Below are 20,433 nucleotides of genomic sequence, written 5' to 3'. Positions count from 1 at the left end.
TCGTTAAGAGACTAAATTCGGTTGCCATCCATCTGCGACACAATAGTCCGACTGTGCAAGCCAAAAGCCTTTGGGGCTAAAAACGCCTAGCATAACATTATCTAGGCTTAATATTTGAATTGTATGACGTGTCCACGGAAAAATTTGTGCTTCCTGAATAGCTTTTTTCAGTGGCCATGTACCCACCCGACCATACAAATGAATTTTTTCACCACCTAAACGTGGCCGTAAAGTTAGCCGACGATTCAATAAAGTTACAGATAAACCCACTTTAGCTTGTTGCAGTTGATAACTACCCGACCACACTTGAAAAGTCTGATCGGCCTGTAAACATAACGCTTGTTCTTCTGCCTCAAACTGTTCTGCAGCTAAATACTCTGCTTTTGGCAAACGAAATAATTGTTGCTGATAACGCAAATAATAATGGTCCTGAAAATGTAACGCCGCTTGCGCATCGGCTTTAGCCTGAATCACTTCTCGCTGCAAGCGTTCGACCATATCAAAACTTGGGCGATATTGTGCTTGCCCTTTCATCCATACCGATAAAAGCTGACGTTGCCGTGGCAAAGATAATTGTTGTAACTGAATTAAATTCAACTGCGAAGCTGAACCGCAAGCCGCTAAATCCTGCGCTAAAACTTCGTCCAAAATATGTTCGGCATCTTGCATCAAGTTTGCAGTTCTTGCCACAGCTTGCTGCATTTTAGGAAAACGCTGTTGAATGACAGGCCACAATATTTCTCTTGCCCAAGCTCGGTCATAATGCACATCCTGATTGCTTGGGTCTTGCACATAATCCAGCTTTAATTCAGCACTCCATTGGCAGATCTGCTCACGCGAGACTTCCAATAACGGACGCCAAATACTGAAATCATCACGTACATCGACAGCTTGCATGGCAGCAAGTCCTTGCACACCTGCGCCTGAAAATAAGCGCAGCAATACAGTTTCTGCCTGATCTTGTTGATGGTGCGCCAACACTAAAACTTCGTTGCTATCCAAGTGCTGCATATAGGCCTGATAACGCGCCTGACGTGCCTGATTTTCTAGATTGCCCTCAGTGACCCTGACCTTTTGCAGTACACACGGTACATTTAAATTCTGACAGGTGGCTTGCACCAACGCGCCCCACGCTGCGCTTGGACTTTGCAATTGGTGATCAATGTAAATCGCGCGTATTTTTTCAGGGCACAAAAATGCCAAAAGATGCAGTAGCAACATGGAATCCATGCCGCCACTACATCCAATTAAAAATTTTGTCTGTGCAGGAAAAGCCTGTAATTGACTTAAGACGCTAGACCTAAATTGTCGCTGCCAAACTTCATTAAACGTTGGTAACGTTCTTCGCATCGTTGTGTTGCATCCATCGCTTGCAATTCATTCAAAGCTTCTTTTAACACATTTTTCAGACTGTGCATGACGTGTTCAGGGTTTAAATGTGCACCCTCACCTTCATCAACCACGTATTCTACAATACCAATCTTTTGCAGTTTTTCTGCGGTCAATGCTAATGCTTCACTGGCTTGTTCGGCTTTTTCTGCAGTTTTCCAGAGAATAGACGCACAACCTTCTGGTGAAATAACAGAGTAAATACTGTGTGACAACATCACCACACGGTCTGCCACACCAATACCCAACGCACCGCCTGAACCACCTTCGCCCAATACTGTAGCAATTACAGGTACTTTTAAGTTCGACAGTTGTGCCAAGCTAGTCGCAATCGCTTCTGCCTGACCACGTTCTTCTGCACCTACACCCGGGTAGGCACCCATGGTATCAACAAAAGTGAAAACTGGCAGATTAAAACGCTCTGCCATATCCATAAGACGCTGCGCCTTACGGTAGCCTTCTGGGTTACACATCCCGAAGTTGTGTTGTAATTTTTCGCGGGTACTGCGACCACGATGTTGACCTATCACCATGACAGGCTGACCATCAAAGCGTGCCAATCCACCGATCATTGCACCATCATCACCAAATAAACGATCACCATGCAAGGTATCAAATTCAGTGAAAATTTCACCCACATAGTCTAGAAATTGCGGACGTTCAGGATGACGTGCAATTTGCACGGTTTTCCATGCTTTAGATTGAGCAGCTTTTTTCATAAGTCGACTGTTATCCCTAAATTAACCAAATCTTAATCGACAAATTGTTCCGACTGAATATTCAATTCAATGTCCCAATTCTTGAATTGCACTTGTTCATCGTGCAATTCAGCGACAAGCAATGGCCACTGTTTGGCATCACCCGACACGCTGAGCTGCCATTGTTGCGCATTGCGGATGCTTAATTCAATGGCAGGAAGCATCGCATCGCTACGACTTGCGTTGACCAAAACTGCAAGGCGAAGCAACAAACTTAAGTAAACAATTTTATTGCCACCCGCTTTCAGTGCTTCTGTTTTCGCGTCTTGGCGTAACTTTCGACGATGGTTGCCGACCAAATGCGAGAGATAGTTTTGGTCAATTTGTGAGAAACCGGGAATGTCCGAATGTTGCAATAAATATGCACCATGACGATGATAACTGCTGTGACTGATGGCTAAACCAATTTCATGCAGGTACGCAGCACGACGCAATAAGTCACTATCTTCATTATTTAATTTTAATGGTTCTGCCACACTATCAAACAAATGTTGCGCAGTTTTGACCACGCGTCCAGCCTGTTTCGGGTCTGAGTTATAACGCCCTATTAAGGCCTGTACACTGCGATCACGAATGTCTTCATGCTGGAAACGTCCTAGCAAGTCATACATTACGCCTTCACGCAAGGCACCATCGGAATACACCAATTTATCGATATCTAATACATCAAATACGGCATATAAAATGGCCAAACCTGCTGGCAAAACTGCTCGGCGGTCTTCTTTTAGACCATCAAATTCCATTTCTGATACGTGTTTAAACTTGAGCAAACGGTCTTTGAGTTTTTCTAAACCTTCACGAGTCAGATTTTCCTGCTCATTGCTCCAGCCCATATTTACCGTAATTTGACGACAGGCTTTAATGGTACCGCTAGAACCTACAACCGTATCCCAGCCTGCTTCTTTATAAGTGTTCGCAATCGAATACAGCTCTTTACGCGCTGCAACTACTGCTTTTTCAAAACTACTCTTGCTAATTTCACCATCGGCAAAATAGGCTTGGGTATAGGCCACACAACCCATTTGTAAAGATTCAGTATGAATTGGCTCAAACTCTTCGCCAATAATCAGTTCTGTCGAACCGCCGCCAATATCAATCACCAAACGACGCCCACTATTCGCCATCGTGTGCGATACACCTAAATAAATTAAACGGGCTTCTTCACGCCCTGCAATAATTTCAATAGGTTTAGGCAAAATTTCTGCGGCTTTTTGAATAAACTCATGTCCATTTTTGGCCTGACGCAATGCGTTGGTTGCCACAATACGCAAACGGTTTGACTGTACTGCAGTTAAACGCCCCACAAAACGCGCCAAACAAGCCAAACCTCGTTGTTGAGCTGCTTCGGTCAAATTCTTATTTTCATCTAAACCTGCAGCCAACTGTACTTTTTCTGACATTGATGCCACTTTTTTTACTTCACCATGATCCACCCGTGCAATCGCCAAGTGGAAACTATTCGACCCCATATCGATGGCTGCGAGTAACTCTTCATCAATTAAAAAATCAGACATTCTTCAAACAAACCTAGACAGAATTGTGCCTAGAGTAATTCACATAAACCCAATTTAAAAGCCATTTATCAGCACAATTTAATGACTATTTAAATTTTCTGCATATATGACAATTGTGTTACAGAATTAGCATTTTCGTTTAGCGTTATCGTCACGATCAATTAGACAAATTTATATTTTGAATGGAAAATCCACAGATTCCCCTACTTTGTTCAAGATGGCTATGTAATACTAATTAAAGCTATCTTATAAATTATTTGGAGCGTAATCCATGTCTGGCAACATCGTAAACACCACTGATGCAAACTTCGAAGCAGATGTTCTTCAATCGGATACTCCTGTATTGGTTGACTTTTGGGCTGGCTGGTGTGCGCCATGTAAAGCAATTGCACCTGTACTTGAAGTACTTGCAAACGAATACGAAGGCAAAGTTAAAATTGTAAAGGTTGATGTGACTTCTTGCGAACAAACTGCAGTGAACTATAACATCCGCAATATCCCAGCATTATTGATGTTCAAAAATGGTGAAGTGGTTGCACAGCAAGTTGGTGCAGCGCCTAAATCTAAATTGACTGCGTTTATTGAGGAAAATATCTAAGTCGATGGATACATCACCTATTTATAGATGAAAAAATACGCCACACGCTGGCGTATTTTTTTTGCTTACAAATTGACAAGTAGATGTTTCTCTCTTATATTGCTTGCTCAGGAAACGCAGGATCTTTCATCCTCTTTCTGAAAAGACACAACACAAAAATGCCGCTCGGCAACAGAAATTGTTTTTCACATTTTTCAATCAAACAATGAATCAGTGCTCTGAATCGTTATTGTGCAAATACAATTGCTTTCATTTTATTGTATGAATGCGGCTAAATGTTGCTCCCTCTCTAACCTGTACCTCAGAATTTTAATTCTATCAGAACCTCTATGAATTTAACCGAACTCAAGAAAAAACCGATTGGCGAACTCATCAAGATTGCCGAGTTTATGGGCCTTGAAGGAATGGCGCGTAACCGCAAGCAAGACATTATTTTTGCCATCTTAAAGCGCCATGCCATGAATGGTGAAGAGATTTTTGGTGATGGCGTTCTAGAAATTCTCTCTGATGGTTTTGGTTTCCTGCGCTCTGCTGCTGGTTCATATCTAGCTGGCCCAGATGACATTTATGTCAGCCCTTCACAAATTCGTCGCTTTAACCTACGAACAGGTGACACAATTACAGGGACCATTCGCCCACCTAAAGAAGGTGAACGTTATTTTGCTTTACTTAAAGTAAACCAAATTAACTACGACACCCCTGAAAATTCACGTAATAAAATTTTATTTGAAAACTTAACTCCACTTTTCCCAACAGAACAATTGGTAATGGAGCTGGGTAATGGAACAACTGAAGACTTAACTGCTCGTGTAGTAGATTTGGTTGCCCCAATTGGTAAAGGTCAGCGTTCAATTATTGTCGCTCCGCCTAAAGCGGGTAAAACCATGTTGCTGCAAAACATCGCCCAGTCGATTGTGCGTAACAATCCTGAATGTTTCCTGATTGTACTGCTGATTGACGAACGTCCTGAAGAAGTCACAGAAATGGAACGTACGGTTCGTGGTGAAGTTATCGCTTCAACCTTTGATGAATCACCTGCACGTCACGTTCAAGTCGCTGAAATGGTCATTGAAAAAGCCAAACGCTTGGTTGAACACAAAAAAGACGTCGTGATTTTACTGGATTCCATTACCCGTTTGGCTCGTGCGTATAACACCGTTGTACCATCTTCAGGCAAAGTTTTAACGGGTGGTGTTGATGCGCACGCTTTAGAACGTCCAAAACGCTTCTTTGGTGCTGCACGTAATATTGAAGAAGGTGGTTCACTGACCATTATTTCAACTGCACTGATTGAAACAGGCAGTAAAATGGATGAAGTGATTTACGAAGAGTTTAAAGGTACGGGCAACCAAGAGATTACCTTAGACCGTCGTATTGCAGAAAAACGTGTTTTCCCTGCCATGAACATCAAGAAATCAGGCACGCGTCGTGAAGAGCGCTTAATGAGCGAAGATAATTTACGTAAGGTTTGGATTTTACGTAAGTTGTTGCACACTCAAGATGAATTGGCCGCAATGGAATTCTTGCTTGATCGCATGAAAGAAACCAAAACCAATGATGATTTCTTTGATCAAATGAAACGTAAAGCAGCCAATTAAACTACTATAAATATCAGAACACCTAAAAAAGTCATCTTATAACGATGGCTTTTTTATTTGGTTGACAAAAGTTACATAAAGACACAATTGCACCTGTTATATGTAAACTTATTTTTAAGTAAATGATTATAAAAAAATATTTAGTAAAAACCTTTTAGTTTTTAGCCAGTTACTGTGCAACTATCCAATCTAAAATGCCAAATTAATTGTTATTTTCTGTTAAAAAAGCACGTATTTTTCGCGTTTTTTTGCTTTTTTTTCAATCAACCTAGTAGCAATTCAAAAAGCGCAGTGATAGCATATTCGCAGACCAGTTAGACTGCGCCTGCGTTGTTAGTGCCTAACAAAATTTAGGAATAATAAAAGCATACAACAGACTAACGTCGGTTTTTTTTAATCTCATATTTTAGAGAGTGATGCCATGTTATTCAAAAAAATCGCTATTGCTGCTGCAGTTGCTACTACTTTAGCTTTTGTTGGTTGTGCTAAAAAAACTGAAGAAGCTGCTGCTGACGCTAACCAAGCTGCAGCTGAAGCTGTTGTAGCTGCATCTGAAGCTGAAGCTGCTGCTGACGCTGCTGCTGTAGAAGTTGCTTCTGACGCTGAAGTTGCTGTAGACGCTGCTGCTGATGCAGCAGACACTGCTGCTGCTGCTGCAACTGACGCTGCTGATGCTGCTGTAGACGCTGCTGCTGCTGCTTCTGAAGCTGCTGCTCAATAATCTATACGATTATGCAGTACAAAAAGAGAGCCTCTGGCTCTCTTTTTTATTTCCCGTTTGAATTTATTCAAAATATTTGTTTATTGATCAAACAGTCTAAGTTCCTCTTTTCTGCACATTGTTTTCTACATCTTTAGCTTGCCACTCTAATTCGAATAACAATGCGTGTAGGTTTCATGCAATCCCCCTATTTACCCTAAACAAGGCTGTTAATTTTTATTTCTATATATTTAGACCTAGCAGTTATTTAGCCCCGCAAGCAACTCATGTGACTCGACTTTTTTTCAGCTGCGAAGCACATGATTTAACGTTCCATCTTTGACATTTCCTAAAGCAAACAAATATCTTGCAAGAACAAAACAACGCCCAATACTCATTTTATTTATGATGCATACGTCACTTTGAGTAGCAAAGACCATATAAGAAAGACATAAAAAAAGCAGATCAATCGATCTGCTCATTTCCCACACGCTGGCGGAATTTCTGCCCTGCGCGGAATGTGACTACACGGCGGGCTGAAATTGGAATTTCTTCGCCTGTTTTCGGGTTGCGTCCAGGTCGTTGACGTTTATCACGTAACTCGAAGTTCCCAAACCCTGAAAGTTTAACTTGCTCGCCAGAGATCAGTGCTTGGCTGATCTCATCAAAAAATAATTCGACCATTTGTTTCGCTTCACGGCGGTTTAAACTCGTGAGCTCACTTAAATGATCAGCCATTTCTGCTTTTGTTAATGCTGTCATGAAGCCCTCAATGTCGCTTGGTAAGTGTTTTCCAACACTTGCAGAATGTTATCCATACCAGATTTAATTTCAGCATCTTCAAGTGTACGTGTTGGGTGTTGCCATAACAAAGCAAAAGCCAAAGAGCGTTTGCCGTGTTCAACACCTTGACCAGTATACACATCGAATAACCAAGTTGAGTCTAACAGCGCTCCACCCGTTTTTTCAATAAGTTGCTGAATTTCACTTACATTTATCTTATCACTAATTAAAAGCGCAATATCACGTCTAACCGATGGAAAACGTGATAATTCTGTAAAATTATATACATAAGTTTGCAAAACTGCTGTTTGATCGAGTTCTGCCACCCAAGTCGTGCTTAAATCTAGCTCATCTTCTAAAGATGGATGCAAACGACCAAAGTAACCAATAGACTGACCATCTACTAAAATTTCAGCAGATTGCCCAGGATGCAACCAAGTGCGCTCTGAGCGAACATACTCGACTTGTACACGACCTGCAGCTAAAATTTCTTCAATATCACCTTTAAAATCAAAGAAATCCATAGACTGAGCCTTGGCATGCCAAGATTCTGCGTGTTTAGAACCCACTGCAATCAATGCCAAAGTTGGAATTTGTTTTAAATCATGAATGCTTGCTGCATGTTGATAATCAAAACGCAATCCCAACTCAAAGAAACGCACACGGTTTTGTTGACGATTCACGTTGTACTGCACACAAGGAATCAAGCTTGATAACAGTGTTGAGCGCATCACTGCCAAATCGCTCGAAATTGGATTTGCTAATGCCAACGGATTCACCGCAGGGTTTAACAGTTTTTCCAATTTTGCATCGGCAAAGCTAAAACTAATTGCTTCTTGATAGCCCAAAGTTACTGCAGTTTGACGTAATTGAGCAACTTCAAACTGATCTTGGTATTTTGCCAATCGCACATCTATCACAGGCAAACTGATTTGAATGTTGTCGTAACCGTGAATACGGGCAATTTCTTCAATTAAGTCTTGGTAAATTGCCATATCAAAACGATGCGATGGCGGTACAACGCTCCACTGACCTTCAGCTTGAACAGTCACTTCACAACCTAAACGGGTTAAAGCATCAGCAATAAATTCCGCATCGACATGATAGCCCAAGAGCTGATCGACTTGTGACTGATTTAACGGAATTGCTGCACGTGTTGGTAATTGTGCTGCTTGTTCTGCCACTGTAATTGGACCAAATTCGCCTCCAGCCAATTCTGCAATCAGTTGAGATGCACGGTTCATGGCCAATAATGGCAATTCAAAATCAACACCCCGCTCATAACGCTGTGAGGCATCGGTATGTAAGCCATAACGACGTGCGCGACCTGCAATATGCAACGGTGCAAAGAAAGCAGATTCAAGGAAAATTTCTGTGGTTTCATCACTGACTGCAGAAGATAAGCCGCCCATAATGCCAGCCATCGCCAAGACTTTTTCGTCATCGGCAATCACCATCACATCTTCTTGTAGCTCTACTTCTTGCTCGTTTAAAAGCACCAGTTTTTCTGCAGCATTCGCCATACGAACCTGAATAGCACCTTGCACTTTCGCACCATCAAACGCATGCATAGGCTGACCCAGTTCAATCAGCACATAGTTGGTAATATCCACCAAAATGCTGTGCTGACGAATCCCTGAGCGTGCTAATGCACGTTCCATCCATTCTGGTGTAGCCGCTTTGGTATTCACATTTTTAATTACACGACCTAAATAACGTGGGCAACCTTCGGTAAGGCTTTGCACGGTTTTTTCATCGCTAATGGTTGCTGCCACAGCCTGAATTTCAGGAGTGTTTACAGCCAATTGGTTAATTACCGCAATTTCACGGGCGATGCCACGAATACTGAAGCAGTCACCACGGTTTGGAGTAATGCTGATATCAATGACATGGTCATCTAAATCAAGATACTCACGTACATTCACGCCTACAGGTGCATCTGCAGGCAGTTCCAATAAACCATCAAGTTTATCTTCAAGGTCAATTTCTGACGCACCGCACAGCATCCCTTGCGATTCCACACCACGCAATTTGCCTTTTTTGATTTTAAAGTCGCCTGGCAATACCGCACCAATGGTTGCCACAGGTGCTTTCATACCTGCACGTACGTTTGGCGCACCGCACACAATCTGCAATGGCTCACCTGAACCAATGTTTACCGTAGTGACACGTAAACGATCAGCATCTGGATGCTGTTCAACCGTTAAGACTTCACCTACCACAACGCCTGTAAATGGCTTTGCTGCTGGTGACATATCATCGACTTCTAGCCCCAGCATCGTGAGTTGATTCGATAAGGTTTCACTATCAATGGCTGGGTTGACCCAAGTGCGTAACCAATTTTCGCTAATTTTCATACATTCATTTCCTGAATCTCCCCTAACCCCTCTTTAACAAAAAGGGGAATTCCCACACTTCTATTTATTTCGCGTAAGCCCCCTTTACAAGAGGGATTTAGAGGGATTTTAAAATCTAATAATAATCTCTTTTCTCCTCTCCTAATTGTAGGAAAGGTTGTTTAAAAAAGTTTTAAGCAAACTGGCGCAAGAAACGCACATCATTTTGGTAGAACATCCGCAAGTCATTGATGCCATAACGCAACATCGCAAAACGCTCTACCCCTAGACCAAAAGCAAAGCCTTTATATTTTTCTGGGTCGATGCCTGAAGCGCGTAACACGTTTGGATGCACCATGCCGCAGCCCAAAACTTCCAACCAGCGACCACGTTCATCCATAATATCCACTTCAGCACTTGGCTCTGTGAATGGGAAATAAGATGGGCGGAAACGTACTTTTAAGTCTTTTTCAAAGAATTCATTTAATAAGTTAATCAACAAACCTTTGAGTTCTGCAAAACTGGTATTTTCTGCGACGTATAAGCCTTCAATTTGATGGAACATTGGTGAGTGTGTTTGGTCTGAGTCGCAGCGATACACACGACCTGGACAAACAATACGAATAGGCGGCTGTTGATTTTCCATGGTGCGAATTTGTACGCCCGACGTGTGGGTACGCAATAAATGATTCACATCAAAATAGAAAGTATCGTGCATGGCACGCGCAGGGTGATGTCCTGGAATATTCAACGCTTCAAAGTTGTGATAGTCATCTTCAACTTCTGGGCCCGTTGCCACGGTAAAACCTGCTTTGGTAAAGAATTGGCAAATACGTTCCTGTACCTGCGTAACTGGGTGAATACTGCCGATGCTTTGACCACGACCTGGCAAAGTAATATCAACGGTTTCATTCGCCAGTTTTTGTGCCAAAGCCGCTTGTTGTAATTCAGTTTGACGCGCAGTTAATGCCGCATTGATTGCTTCACGCACAGCATGAATTTGTGCACCAAATTCTTTACGCTGTTCAGGGTCCATTTTACCCAGTGCTTTGGATTGTTCCGCAAGCTGGCTTTTTTTCCCCGTAAATTGCACTCGCACCTGGTCGAGTGTAGCAAGGTCCTCTGCTGCTGCAATTGCAGCGAGCGCTTCATTGGTCAGGGCTTCCAGTGACATAGTAACTCTCAAAAGCAACAATTTAGAAATAATTTAAAAACCCCGTATTCTAACAGTTTTTAGTCGCTTTGATGAAGCTTCGATGTAATGAAAATTAGATTAGCATCTTGAAATACAAAAAGTATAAGATAAAGCCAATCACCACGAGATCTCAACATTATGGCGCTCGATCAGATTTGGAAACAGCAACTTGCCCTTGTGACTTATGGCAATGAATATTTGGCTCAAGATTTAAGTTTTAATCATTGGCTCAAGCATCAAGTGTTTAACCAGCATCAAATTCAGTTTCGTGATTTATTGTCACAACATTTACTGGCACAACACTTTCAAATCTGGTTAGAGCATCTTAAACAACAAGGTGTGCGACGTTTAAGCCTACATCAGGCAAGTATTTTAAATGATGAAAAAAACCCCAATCCAAATGTAGAGTTATTGCCTTTTGCACACTTTATTGTGAGTCACGAGGCACAGCACAAATCTGCTTGGATTTTCGGAAAAGAGCTTGCAGAATGGTATACCGCAGAACAAGATTATATGGCGCCTGTTTCCCAACAGAGCGAGCTACGTCAAGAAGTCATGTGGCGTTATCAATTAAATCACAAACTTGCCAGACAGCTCGATACAGATTTTGCCTCTCCAAACTGGGATGAAATTGATCGCTTTATTCGCTCCGAGTTATTTTTAAATCCTTGTGCTACAGAGTTTGTTGAACCAGAGCAAAGCGCTAAACCTTATTTCGGTGTAGATCTTACTCAAAACGCAACTGAAAGCATGCACCCAACTTTGGCGTTAATTCCCGCGGACTACCCTGCTACGTATGCACATCAAATGCTGTATCGTTTAGATGCACTGGATCAATTCATCCAGAATAAAATCCAACATCCTTATCATGCCGATGGCACAGAACTCGAACCGAGTGAGCAACTCAATTTACGTCATTTTTCTCAGAAAGTTGAGGATTTACACGCCAAATTTATCACAAAGGTGGCAAACCATTATCAGACCGCGCAGCTTACTCCAGTACAAACGCATAATCCTTTTGAATCAACACCTAGTCAAGTACAAAACATCGCTTCACCACAAATACCAACACCTGCAGCTACGCATAAGGTGGGCACATCTGCCGTAATTAAACTGATTTTAATGACTGTGGTTATTTGTGCGGCTGCCTATTATTTTGGTTTATAAGCTTAGGGTCTGTTGACAATTCGTCTATGTTTGCGGCGATGCATATTTTTTAGCTGATATAAGGCATGGGACAGGAAATTTAGTCATTCTAAATGACTGGCACATAACGCAATAGCAGCAAAAAATATGCTCGCCCTGAAAGGCTGTGGCTAAAACTTTCTAAGATTGCGTTATGAAACTTGGCAATAGACCCACTATTCCCTGCGTTTGGTGCCTGATCTGCTCAGTTTTAGCCTACAGCGCAAGCCATTTATGAAATGGCAACAGCCCCCAAATTTCAGGCATAAAAAAAGACCGCAAATGCGGTCTTTGTTTTAAGTCACAAGACTTATGCAGGTAATGCATCTTTAGCTTTTGTAGCTAAAGCAGCAAATGCAACTGCGTCATGCATAGCGATGTCAGCAAGTACGCGACGGTCGATAATCACTTGAGCTTTTTTCAAGCCAGCGATCATACGGCTGTACGACAAACCATTTTGACGAGCGCCCGCATTGATACGCGCAATCCATAAAGCACGGAATTGACGTTTCTTTTGACGACGGTCACGGTAAGCGTATTGACCTGCTTTGATTACCGCTTGGAACGCTACGCGATATACGCGTGAACGAGCGCCATAGTAACCTTTAGCACGAGCAAGAATTTTTTTATGACGGCGATGAGCCTGTACACCACGTTTTACACGAGCCATTTATAATCTCCTTAGATGTATGGGCACATAGCACGAACAGCAGCAACGTCACTCACGTGAACCATTACACAGCCGCGCAATTGACGGATACGTTTAGCAGATTTTTTGGTCAAAATGTGGCGTTTGAACGCTTGTTTACGCTTGAAACCGTTAGCAGTCGCTTTGAAACGTTTAGCTGCACCACGGCGAGTTTTTAACTTAGCCATAACAACCTCTTTAAACACCTGTTCGGCACGTCTGCACCATTGCAAAAACGACCTGCAGGTAAGGGAGCGAGTATTCTAAAGCATCTTTGCTTAAAACAAAAGCATATTGGCTAAATAAAAAATGATCATCACCTCACTCGTTTGCCGTAATTCAACTCAGGAAAAATACTGGAATTGCGAACACCCACTTCAATTCAAAACAAAGCTAAAGCTCTGTCAAAAATTGTGCAGATCAACATCCTAAAAACTTGCAATAAGTTACGGATTACCCTTGCGATTATCCTCAATTCCATCAATACTTCGCCTCGGCCTATGTGAGATAAAAAGACCGTAACATGATCAAAACATCTTTATATATAACTCTATTGCTTGGACTCAGTGCGTCGCATCTTTATGCAAAACCACCGCAGCAGAAACCAACACCAAAAGCCACACTCGAAGTACAAAAAAGTGCTGCCTTGCCTGCTCATCTCACCACACGCTTAGCATGGCGCAAGTTTCCACAGCCCAAATATAAAAATGAAGATTTAAATCAACAAAACCGAGCTGCAATTGTGCGCATTTATGCAGATGAAACGGGCAAAATTAGTCAAGCCACTATTCAAGAAAGTACAGGGCTGAAAAATTTAGATGACGCCTTATTACAAGCGGTTCGCACTGCTGAAATTCAACCGACCTATGTAGAGGATACTGCCGTTCCGACTATCGGTTTTCAAAGCTTTAATTTAAGATTTCAGGATAACCAACACGAAAATTGCCAGTTTGATTTTCAATCTAAACAATGGTTAGCACAGCAACAACAGCAAAAAGTTCAATTTAAGTATCGTCATCAACCACAATTAAACTTAAGTGCTGAAGATTTAAAAAACCACTCACGCAAGTTAAAGTTTCAATTCAAAGTGAATAAGCATGGCGAAGTGAAACGTGTGAAATTGACACAAGGTTCGGGACAATACGCGCTTGATCAACAAGTTTTAGCTGCAGTGAAAGCTGCTCAAGTAGATGTACCCCGTCAATTTTGGCTGTATAAAAAGTCAAAACTAAAAGATGAAATTTATTTTGATTTAAACACGTGTGATGCTCAAGAACAGTCTTAAGTGTATGCAGATGAATAAGTGCAGTTGACTTAAACCCACGTATAAACAAAATAAATAAACAGATAACGCCCGATTTTGGCAAGACTTACCATCAACACAAAACGGGCAAAATGTTCTTTCATTAAACCTGCAATCAACGTAATTGGATCACCAATAATCGGCACCCAACTGAGTAATAAAGACCAAAACCCATATTTGGCGTAGGTGTGCTGCGCTTTTTCTAATTGTGTAGCCGAAACAGGAAACCACTTTTTATCTTTATAATGTTCGAGCTTGAGTCCCAAATACCAGTTCACACAAGAACCTAAAATATTACCTAGACTGGCAATACTAATCAGCCAAATGGGGGCATAACTGCCTTCATATAACAGCCCCAACAACACGGCTTCGGACTGTAAAGGCAATAAAGTGGCCGCACCAAATGCAGATAAAAATAAACCAAATAGCGTCCAAAGCATAGACTATTTTAAAGCCCTAAAGCCCGTTTGGTTTTACGATATTCCCAGTTCGCCCAAACAATACTGAGTAAAATAAGTGCCACACGTGCCCATGTATAACGCTGGGTAATAGGCTCAATCGCAGCACGTAAAACCTGCTGATCTGTGCTATTTAAAGCCGCGATCATATTCTGCACATGAAATGCTTCAACCACAAATAAGATCAAGCAAGACACAATGCCTAAAATAATGCTCCAATACACTTTGGCATTTTTTTCAACAATCTTGGTAAAGTTTAAAAAAAATTCTTGCATAACCCATCCAATAAAAAAACCACCTGAAAAAGTGAGGTATCAGGTGGCTGGCATCTTAGCATAAAAGTAGATTTATACTTGAATCGCGAGTGCTTTCTGCACCGCAGGGCGCGCAGTCAGACGTGTAATATAGTCTTGTACATAAGGATAATCTTCCAACGAAATATTTTGCCAGTCATGACGTAACGCCCACGGCAAAATAGCCATATCAGCAATTGAATACTCACCTGCCACGTATTTTTGCCCCATCAACTGCTTATTTAACACACCATACAAACGCTTGGATTCATTGATATAGCGTTCAATCGCATAAGGAATTTTCTCTGGTGCATAACGGCTAAAATGATGATTCTGTCCTAACATTGGACCAAAACCACCCATTTGCCACATGAGCCACTGCTCTACTTCCACACGTTCTTGCTCATCGTTAGGGTAGAACATGCCTGTTTTTCGCCCAAGATATTGCAAAATTGCACCCGACTCAAACACAGAGATTGGCTCACCACGTGGGCCGTTCTGATCGACAATTGCAGGGATTTTATTATTGGGCGAAATTTTTAAAAAATCTGGCTGAAATTGATCATCTTCTGAAATATTGATGGGGAAAATTTGATATTCCAAGCCCATTTCTTCTAATGCAATTGTAATTTTATGACCGTTGGGCGTACCCCAATAATATAAATCAATCATTTGTGCCTATGCTCCGTGCACCTTTATTTTGGTGTTTCAACAACATAATAGATCTGACCAAAAACAACAAGTATTGCGCCGAAAAATAAATTTTTATTATCTATTCAATTACTTGAAACTAAAAATAAAAAATTTTCGCGCTCTTCCTTGAATTTTTTTCACTCAAACACATATTTATTTTTGCATCAGGATGATATTTCATCTTTTGCCCTGTCGATGATGATCATGACAGATAAATTCTTGTTTTAAGACTTTGCTGACCTCAGGAGGTTCTAATAATGAGTAACATCAATCTTCATCCACTTTTCCGTCGCAGTATTGGTTTTGATCGATTGAATGATTTCATTGATTATGCCATGCAAAGCGATGCACCCAACTATCCGCCCTACAATATTGAAAAACATGGCGAAAACCATTACCGCATTGTAGTGGCAACTGCTGGTTTCGACCAGAACGAGCTGGATATTTCACTTGAAAACCGTTTACTGACCATTTCCGGCAAGCCTGAGGTTGTGCAAACCGAAGGTACTGAATATCTGCATAAAGGTATTGCCCGTCGCTCCTTTAAACTATCATTGCGTTTAGACGAGCACATTGAAGTACAACAAGCCGATTATGAAAATGGTCTGTTGGTGATTGATCTGCAACGTATCATTCCAGAAGAGAAGTTACCGCGACAAATCCCGATTGGCAAAAAGTTACTGCTAGAAAATCCGGAAAAGGTGACCGAAAAAATCGTGAATACGGAATAATGTGCTTATTCAAAGAAAGACTCCAACTGGAGTCTTTCTTTTTTTATACATAACAGTATAGTAGATTCAAAACATGCATAATAAAAACATAGATGAAAGTACAACCTTCAATAAAACAGTATCCGGTTGCTATCTTTAAACTTGCAGCCGTATTTTTTGTTCTCTTACCGCTCTTGGTAACTTCAGTTATTTTCTTTATCGGGCGGAGCAATAATAGGACTTATGTAGAAATCTGGACGCTATTCATTGAGCTGGAACTGACCATGCACTTATACAATCTAGGCTGTATTGCCATCGCAGTGGTCTTATGGAATTTACGTTTAATCATTACACCACAGAAAATTTATTATAGTGTTTGGAACATTCCCATTACTTTCGGCATTCAAAAACATGAAATTTATGATTGCCGGATTAATCATCAGTTTGATGCACCACTTACTTGGATGTTAAGGCAAGTAAAAACTTTCGATTCAACGAGTAATCTGGATGCATTTGACAGAAAAATGGGAACCATAGAGTTTGTTTTTATTCATCAACAACCCATCAATTGGCTGAGACATAAATTCAGCCTGATATATTTACTCAGTTTTTCCAAACAGCATCGTCATGCCATTGTTCAAATGCTTCAAGACCACTGGAAGTTAAAATTCCATCGAGACTCATAAAACCAGCATCAAAAAGCCCTGCGATTGCAGGGCTTTTTAGACTCAATGAGTGCTTACTTTTTCTTTTTAGGACCAAGCAGCATTCCCATTTGACGACCTTCCATTTTTGGTGCTTGTTCAACTACACCATATTCAACTACGTCAGCTTCAACTTTTTGTAATTGAGCCAAACCTAACTGTTGGTGAGCCATTTCACGACCACGGAAGCGTAAAGTGATTTTTACCTTGTTTCCTTCTTCAAGGAATTTGATAATTGCACGTAATTTTACGTTGTAATCGCCAACATCAGTCGCAGGGCGCAGCTTGATTTCTTTCACCTGTACTTGATGCTGTTTTTTCTTCGCTTCTTTCTGCTTTTGCTTTAGATCAAACAAATGCTTGTTAAAGTCCATGATTTTACATACGGGTGGTTCGGCATTTGCCACAATTTCCACCAAGTCAAGGTCGACGCTTTCTGCTGCGCGCAATGCATCAGCCAAGCTTACAATACCTTTTTGCTCACCATTTTCGTCTACAAGACGGACTTCTTTTGCACGAATTTCATCATTCAAAGCAGGACGGTTAGATTTTCCGCCCTGTTGATTACGGTCAGGCTGTTTAATCGCTGTTACTCCACAATATACCGGCCGCGTTCTGCGACGGCTGTTTTCACTAGGTCAATGAAAGCATCAATTGACATAGTACCCAAATTTGTTCCTGAGCGAGTACGGACGTTTACCGTTCCTTCTTCCACTTCACGGTCCCCAAGTACCAATAAGTATGGAATACGCTCTAATGTACGCTCACGAATCTTAAAGCCGATTTTCTCATTTCTCAAGTCAGAAATAGCACGAATACCGTTTTCTTTAAGTTTTGCGACGACCTGTTCACTTGCAGCAGCTTGTGAGTCGGTAATATTCATCACACAAGCTTGCACTGGCGCTAACCATGGTGGCATAAAGCCTGCATAGTGCTCAATAAGTATACCAATAAATCGTTCAAAGCTGCCAAGAATTGCACGGTGCAACATTACAGGCTGATCACGATCATTGTCTTCAGTGACATAAGATGCCTCTAAACGCTCAGGCAAGTTAAAGTCACACTGGATTGTACCACATTGCCACACACGACCTAAGCAGTCTTTCAGTGAGAATTCAATTTTCGGACCGTAGAACGCGCCTTCGCCTGGTTGCAACTCCCATTCCAAACCTGCAGCATCCAAAGCATCTGCCAAAGATTTTTCTGCCATATCCCAAAGTGCATCATCTCCCACACGTTTTTCAGGACGTGTAGACAGCTTCATTTGCACCTCTTCAAAACCGAAATCTTTATAAACATCTAAAGTCAGTTTGATGAAGTCTGCAACTTCTGGCCCAATTTGCTCTTTGGTACAGAAAATATGCGCATCATCTTGGGTAAAGCCACGCACGCGCATAATGCCGTGCAATGAACCCGATGGCTCGTTACGGTGACATGAACCAAATTCTGCCAGACGAATTGGCAAATCACGATACGACTTTAGCCCTTGGTTAAAGACTTGTACGTGACATGGACAGTTCATTGGTTTTACTGCATAGTTACGGTTTTCAGAATGGGTCGTGAACATATTGTCTGCGTAGTTGGCAGCATGTCCTGACTTTTCCCATAGCGTGAAATCGACCACTTGCGGGGTACGAATTTCTAGGTAACCGTGGTCTTGTTGTACTTTACGCATGTATTGTTCAAGTACTTGGTAAATCGTCCAGCCATTTGGATGCCAGAACACCATGCCTGGCGCTTCTTCCTGCATGTGGAACAAGTCCAAAGCTTTACCAATTTTACGGTGGTCACGTTTTTCTGCTTCTTCAATACGTTTGATATACGCCGCGAGCTGCTTTTTGTCTGCCCAAGCCGTACCATAAATACGTTGTAACTGTTCGTTTTTCGCATCACCGCGCCAGTAAGCGCCAGAAATTTTGGTGAGTTTGAACGACTTTAAGAATTTAGTGTTTGGAACGTGTGGACCACGGCACATATCCAAATAGTCTTGGTGATAGTACAAGCCCATCTGGGTTTCGTTTGGCATGTCTGCAATCAAACGTAATTTATATTCTTCGCCACGTGCTGTGAATTCTGCAATCACTTCATCACGCGGGGTCATTTTTTTTACAACATCATAATCTTGGTCGATGAGCTTTTTCATACGCTCTTCGATTGCGGCCAAGTCATCTAATGTAAATGGGCGTGGCATCCAGATGTCGTAGTAGAAACCTTCTTCAATGACAGGACCAATCACCATTTTCGCTTCAGGAAAAAGCTGTTTTACCGCATGCCCCACCAAGTGCGCACATGAGTGACGGATAATTTCTACACCTTCTTCATCTTTAGGCGTAATAATTTGTACGGTTGCATCTTCAGTAATTAAATCGCAAGCATCGACTAAACGATCATTCACACGTCCAGCAACTGTATTTTTGGCAAGACCTGGACCGATGCTTTGAGCAACTTCCATCACAGATACGGCTTGATCAAACTGTTTTTGATCGCCATTTGGCAAAGTGATAATAGGCATAGATAAAAATCCTTAAGGAGTGATGCCCCGTACCATGGAGCATATCACCGCGAGATTATGATTAAGGGAGACCCTCAAAAGATAAAAACGGTGTATAAATAAAAAAGCGCCTTAAATTTTACACGGCTTGCGTACAGGTTTAAACCATTGTGTCCTAAAAAAGCCAAAGAATCGGTATTTCAGCTGTTTTTATTCCCTTAATGTTGCCCAAGGCCTGTATTGTTGATGCAGATAGGCATACACCTCGGCAAAGTGTGGTAACACCGTCTCAATCTACTGCTGGCGTAAAAACACCTAATCCTCTATTTGAATGCGATACTATTTGGGTACTTGAACCAACTCTTAATTGCTGCTGCGTCCATATAAGGCGTGTGGATGACTATCCTCAAAATAAACATAATCTCCCATCCAATAGCCACCATAAAACGTTGCGTATTCAAATTTTGGCTTGCATGTTGCAATATTTCCAAACACGCTAGCGATTACACCACCAGTGGTAGCTACACCCGCGCAGGCAAATGCGCTGCAACATAATCCAAGTTATGCTGAAAACGTGCTATATCCACAATCAGTTGCGGTGTTCCTGTATCCTGATGCTGCAAACTTCGGGTGGTTTCTAAAAATAATCTCTGTGCATGTCACGCTCCCCATTTGATGCGCTTACTTTGGCGATTGCTTGAGTTGTTTATTGAATATCGCGCTGCACGCAAACTTGGAGTCGTTGAAATCTGAATGAAAATGGATTAACCCATTTTTGCTGTAGATTAAGCTGTTCAAGAAGTTGCATAAAAGTAAGCGTCCACTGAATAGACCTTATGAATTCATTCTATAAGCCTTAATTTAGTCCCTACTTAAAACAAGCAGGGACTAAATTTATGACTATAAATAACCAAACAAACATAACATCGTAAGCATCCGGCTAACACAGCCTTACCAAGCGATCCTATAAGCCTTAATTTAGTTCCCACCTAAAAACAAGTGGGGACTTAATCCATGAACATGGATATATATTCAGC

The 20,433-nt window shown here is 41.6% G+C and carries 20 protein-coding genes; 7 read left to right on the top strand and 13 right to left on the bottom strand.

The window, feature by feature from the left end; all coding sequences use genetic code 11:
* Positions 1-3: 3 nt before the first annotated feature.
* Genes tilS through ppx form a run of 3 tightly spaced genes read right to left on the bottom strand, consistent with a single transcriptional unit; the run spans position 4 to position 3,661 of the window.
* Positions 4-1,350: a tRNA lysidine(34) synthetase TilS gene (gene tilS / locus L6C30_RS10895; protein ID WP_236163058.1), complete on the bottom strand. Its 1,347-nt coding sequence runs from the start codon at positions 1,348-1,350 to the stop codon at positions 4-6.
* Positions 1,287-2,108 (bottom strand): acetyl-CoA carboxylase carboxyltransferase subunit alpha, encoded by an 822-nt coding sequence (locus L6C30_RS10890; RefSeq protein WP_236163059.1) that lies wholly within the window; start codon positions 2,106-2,108, stop codon positions 1,287-1,289. Before L6C30_RS10890 ends, tilS begins: the two co-directional genes overlap by 64 nt.
* A 32-nt stretch (positions 2,109-2,140) precedes the next feature.
* Complete coding sequence (ppx, locus tag L6C30_RS10885; protein WP_236163060.1) at positions 2,141-3,661, bottom strand: exopolyphosphatase; 1,521 nt, start codon at positions 3,659-3,661, stop codon at positions 2,141-2,143.
* A gap of 271 nt (positions 3,662-3,932) precedes the next feature.
* Between ppx and trxA the strand changes: the two genes are divergently transcribed.
* From trxA to L6C30_RS10870, 3 genes are all read left to right on the top strand, one after another.
* Positions 3,933-4,259, top strand: a complete 327-nt coding sequence (gene trxA, locus L6C30_RS10880) for a thioredoxin (RefSeq protein ID WP_019838191.1) — start codon at positions 3,933-3,935, stop codon at positions 4,257-4,259.
* Between the two features lie 329 nt (positions 4,260-4,588).
* Positions 4,589-5,857 carry a transcription termination factor Rho gene (rho, locus tag L6C30_RS10875; RefSeq protein WP_019838192.1) on the top strand — a complete coding sequence of 423 codons (1,269 nt, stop codon included), beginning with the start codon at positions 4,589-4,591 and terminating at the stop codon, positions 5,855-5,857.
* A gap of 421 nt (positions 5,858-6,278) precedes the next feature.
* Positions 6,279-6,578 (top strand): hypothetical protein, encoded by a 300-nt coding sequence (locus tag L6C30_RS10870; RefSeq protein ID WP_154320386.1) that lies wholly within the window; start codon positions 6,279-6,281, stop codon positions 6,576-6,578.
* Between the two features lie 444 nt (positions 6,579-7,022).
* Here L6C30_RS10870 and L6C30_RS10865 read toward each other — a convergent pair whose 3' ends face one another.
* The 3 genes from L6C30_RS10865 to pheS form a co-directional block, all read right to left on the bottom strand.
* Complete coding sequence (locus L6C30_RS10865; RefSeq protein ID WP_004649746.1) at positions 7,023-7,319, bottom strand: integration host factor subunit alpha; 297 nt, start codon at positions 7,317-7,319, stop codon at positions 7,023-7,025.
* Positions 7,316-9,697, bottom strand: a complete 2,382-nt coding sequence (pheT, locus tag L6C30_RS10860) for a phenylalanine--tRNA ligase subunit beta (protein WP_236163061.1) — start codon at positions 9,695-9,697, stop codon at positions 7,316-7,318. The genes L6C30_RS10865 and pheT overlap by 4 nt, the downstream gene beginning before the upstream one ends.
* A gap of 172 nt (positions 9,698-9,869) precedes the next feature.
* Positions 9,870-10,850 (bottom strand): phenylalanine--tRNA ligase subunit alpha, encoded by a 981-nt coding sequence (pheS, locus tag L6C30_RS10855; RefSeq protein ID WP_004975156.1) that lies wholly within the window; start codon positions 10,848-10,850, stop codon positions 9,870-9,872.
* 159 nt (positions 10,851-11,009) lie between these two features.
* Between pheS and L6C30_RS10850 the strand changes: the two genes are divergently transcribed.
* On the top strand, positions 11,010-12,038 hold the full coding sequence (locus L6C30_RS10850) for a hypothetical protein (protein ID WP_236163062.1): 1,029 nt from the start codon (positions 11,010-11,012) through the stop codon (positions 12,036-12,038).
* 328 nt (positions 12,039-12,366) lie between these two features.
* On the opposite strand, the gene rplT is transcribed toward L6C30_RS10850, so the two are convergent.
* Positions 12,367-12,726, bottom strand: a complete 360-nt coding sequence (gene rplT / locus L6C30_RS10845; protein ID WP_019836324.1) for a 50S ribosomal protein L20 — start codon at positions 12,724-12,726, stop codon at positions 12,367-12,369.
* An 11-nt stretch (positions 12,727-12,737) separates the two neighbouring features.
* Positions 12,738-12,932, bottom strand: coding sequence for a 50S ribosomal protein L35 (gene rpmI, locus L6C30_RS10840; RefSeq protein ID WP_004975152.1), 195 nt, complete (start codon positions 12,930-12,932; stop codon positions 12,738-12,740).
* Positions 12,933-13,267: 335 nt separating this feature from the next.
* On the opposite strand from rpmI, the gene L6C30_RS10835 reads away from it, so the two are divergent.
* Positions 13,268-14,029, top strand: a complete 762-nt coding sequence (locus L6C30_RS10835) for an energy transducer TonB (RefSeq protein ID WP_236163063.1) — start codon at positions 13,268-13,270, stop codon at positions 14,027-14,029.
* Between the two features lie 29 nt (positions 14,030-14,058).
* Here the strand turns inward: L6C30_RS10835 and L6C30_RS10830 are convergent, their stop codons facing one another.
* From L6C30_RS10830 to L6C30_RS10820, 3 genes are all read right to left on the bottom strand, one after another.
* On the bottom strand, positions 14,059-14,487 hold the full coding sequence (locus tag L6C30_RS10830; protein WP_070154846.1) for a YqaA family protein: 429 nt from the start codon (positions 14,485-14,487) through the stop codon (positions 14,059-14,061).
* Between the two features lie 8 nt (positions 14,488-14,495).
* Positions 14,496-14,780, bottom strand: a complete 285-nt coding sequence (locus L6C30_RS10825; RefSeq protein WP_236163064.1) for a hypothetical protein — start codon at positions 14,778-14,780, stop codon at positions 14,496-14,498.
* Between the two features lie 72 nt (positions 14,781-14,852).
* On the bottom strand, positions 14,853-15,470 hold the full coding sequence (locus L6C30_RS10820; RefSeq protein WP_019836320.1) for a glutathione S-transferase N-terminal domain-containing protein: 618 nt from the start codon (positions 15,468-15,470) through the stop codon (positions 14,853-14,855).
* 278 nt (positions 15,471-15,748) lie between these two features.
* On the opposite strand from L6C30_RS10820, the gene L6C30_RS10815 reads away from it, so the two are divergent.
* On the top strand, positions 15,749-16,222 hold the full coding sequence (locus tag L6C30_RS10815; RefSeq protein ID WP_236163065.1) for an Hsp20 family protein: 474 nt from the start codon (positions 15,749-15,751) through the stop codon (positions 16,220-16,222).
* A gap of 92 nt (positions 16,223-16,314) precedes the next feature.
* Positions 16,315-16,887 (top strand): hypothetical protein, encoded by a 573-nt coding sequence (locus L6C30_RS10810; protein ID WP_236163066.1) that lies wholly within the window; start codon positions 16,315-16,317, stop codon positions 16,885-16,887.
* 53 nt (positions 16,888-16,940) lie between these two features.
* On the opposite strand, the gene infC is transcribed toward L6C30_RS10810, so the two are convergent.
* Both infC and thrS read right to left on the bottom strand, forming a co-directional pair.
* Positions 16,941-17,489, bottom strand: coding sequence for a translation initiation factor IF-3 (infC, locus tag L6C30_RS10805; RefSeq protein WP_074964463.1), 549 nt, complete (start codon positions 17,487-17,489; stop codon positions 16,941-16,943).
* Positions 17,490-17,494: 5 nt separating this feature from the next.
* Positions 17,495-19,417 carry a threonine--tRNA ligase gene (thrS, locus tag L6C30_RS10800; RefSeq protein ID WP_236163067.1) on the bottom strand — a complete coding sequence of 641 codons (1,923 nt, stop codon included), beginning with the start codon at positions 19,415-19,417 and terminating at the stop codon, positions 17,495-17,497.
* Between the last annotated feature and the right edge of the window lie 1,016 nt (positions 19,418-20,433).

Origin of the sequence: Acinetobacter sp. KAM396 (genome assembly GCF_021602765.1) — a bacterium.
Lineage (GTDB): Bacteria > Pseudomonadota > Gammaproteobacteria > Pseudomonadales > Moraxellaceae > Acinetobacter > Acinetobacter towneri_A.
Note: the sequence above shows the minus strand (reverse complement) of the source record. Positions and strands in the feature narration are given on the sequence as shown.

Coding starts and splice junctions, on each gene's coding strand:
- tilS (WP_236163058.1), bottom strand. CDS start 1,350: ATGCGAAGAACGTTACCAACGTTTAATGAAGTTTGGCAGCGACAATTT.
- L6C30_RS10890 (WP_236163059.1), bottom strand. CDS start 2,108: ATGAAAAAAGCTGCTCAATCTAAAGCATGGAAAACCGTGCAAATTGCA.
- ppx (WP_236163060.1), bottom strand. CDS start 3,661: ATGTCTGATTTTTTAATTGATGAAGAGTTACTCGCAGCCATCGATATG.
- trxA (WP_019838191.1), top strand. CDS start 3,933: ATGTCTGGCAACATCGTAAACACCACTGATGCAAACTTCGAAGCAGAT.
- rho (WP_019838192.1), top strand. CDS start 4,589: ATGAATTTAACCGAACTCAAGAAAAAACCGATTGGCGAACTCATCAAG.
- L6C30_RS10870 (WP_154320386.1), top strand. CDS start 6,279: ATGTTATTCAAAAAAATCGCTATTGCTGCTGCAGTTGCTACTACTTTA.
- L6C30_RS10865 (WP_004649746.1), bottom strand. CDS start 7,319: ATGACAGCATTAACAAAAGCAGAAATGGCTGATCATTTAAGTGAGCTC.
- pheT (WP_236163061.1), bottom strand. CDS start 9,697: ATGAAAATTAGCGAAAATTGGTTACGCACTTGGGTCAACCCAGCCATT.
- pheS (WP_004975156.1), bottom strand. CDS start 10,850: ATGTCACTGGAAGCCCTGACCAATGAAGCGCTCGCTGCAATTGCAGCA.
- L6C30_RS10850 (WP_236163062.1), top strand. CDS start 11,010: ATGGCGCTCGATCAGATTTGGAAACAGCAACTTGCCCTTGTGACTTAT.
- rplT (WP_019836324.1), bottom strand. CDS start 12,726: ATGGCTCGTGTAAAACGTGGTGTACAGGCTCATCGCCGTCATAAAAAA.
- rpmI (WP_004975152.1), bottom strand. CDS start 12,932: ATGGCTAAGTTAAAAACTCGCCGTGGTGCAGCTAAACGTTTCAAAGCG.
- L6C30_RS10835 (WP_236163063.1), top strand. CDS start 13,268: ATGATCAAAACATCTTTATATATAACTCTATTGCTTGGACTCAGTGCG.
- L6C30_RS10830 (WP_070154846.1), bottom strand. CDS start 14,487: ATGCTTTGGACGCTATTTGGTTTATTTTTATCTGCATTTGGTGCGGCC.
- L6C30_RS10825 (WP_236163064.1), bottom strand. CDS start 14,780: ATGCAAGAATTTTTTTTAAACTTTACCAAGATTGTTGAAAAAAATGCC.
- L6C30_RS10820 (WP_019836320.1), bottom strand. CDS start 15,470: ATGATTGATTTATATTATTGGGGTACGCCCAACGGTCATAAAATTACA.
- L6C30_RS10815 (WP_236163065.1), top strand. CDS start 15,749: ATGAGTAACATCAATCTTCATCCACTTTTCCGTCGCAGTATTGGTTTT.
- L6C30_RS10810 (WP_236163066.1), top strand. CDS start 16,315: ATGAAAGTACAACCTTCAATAAAACAGTATCCGGTTGCTATCTTTAAA.
- thrS (WP_236163067.1), bottom strand. CDS start 19,417: ATGCCTATTATCACTTTGCCAAATGGCGATCAAAAACAGTTTGATCAA.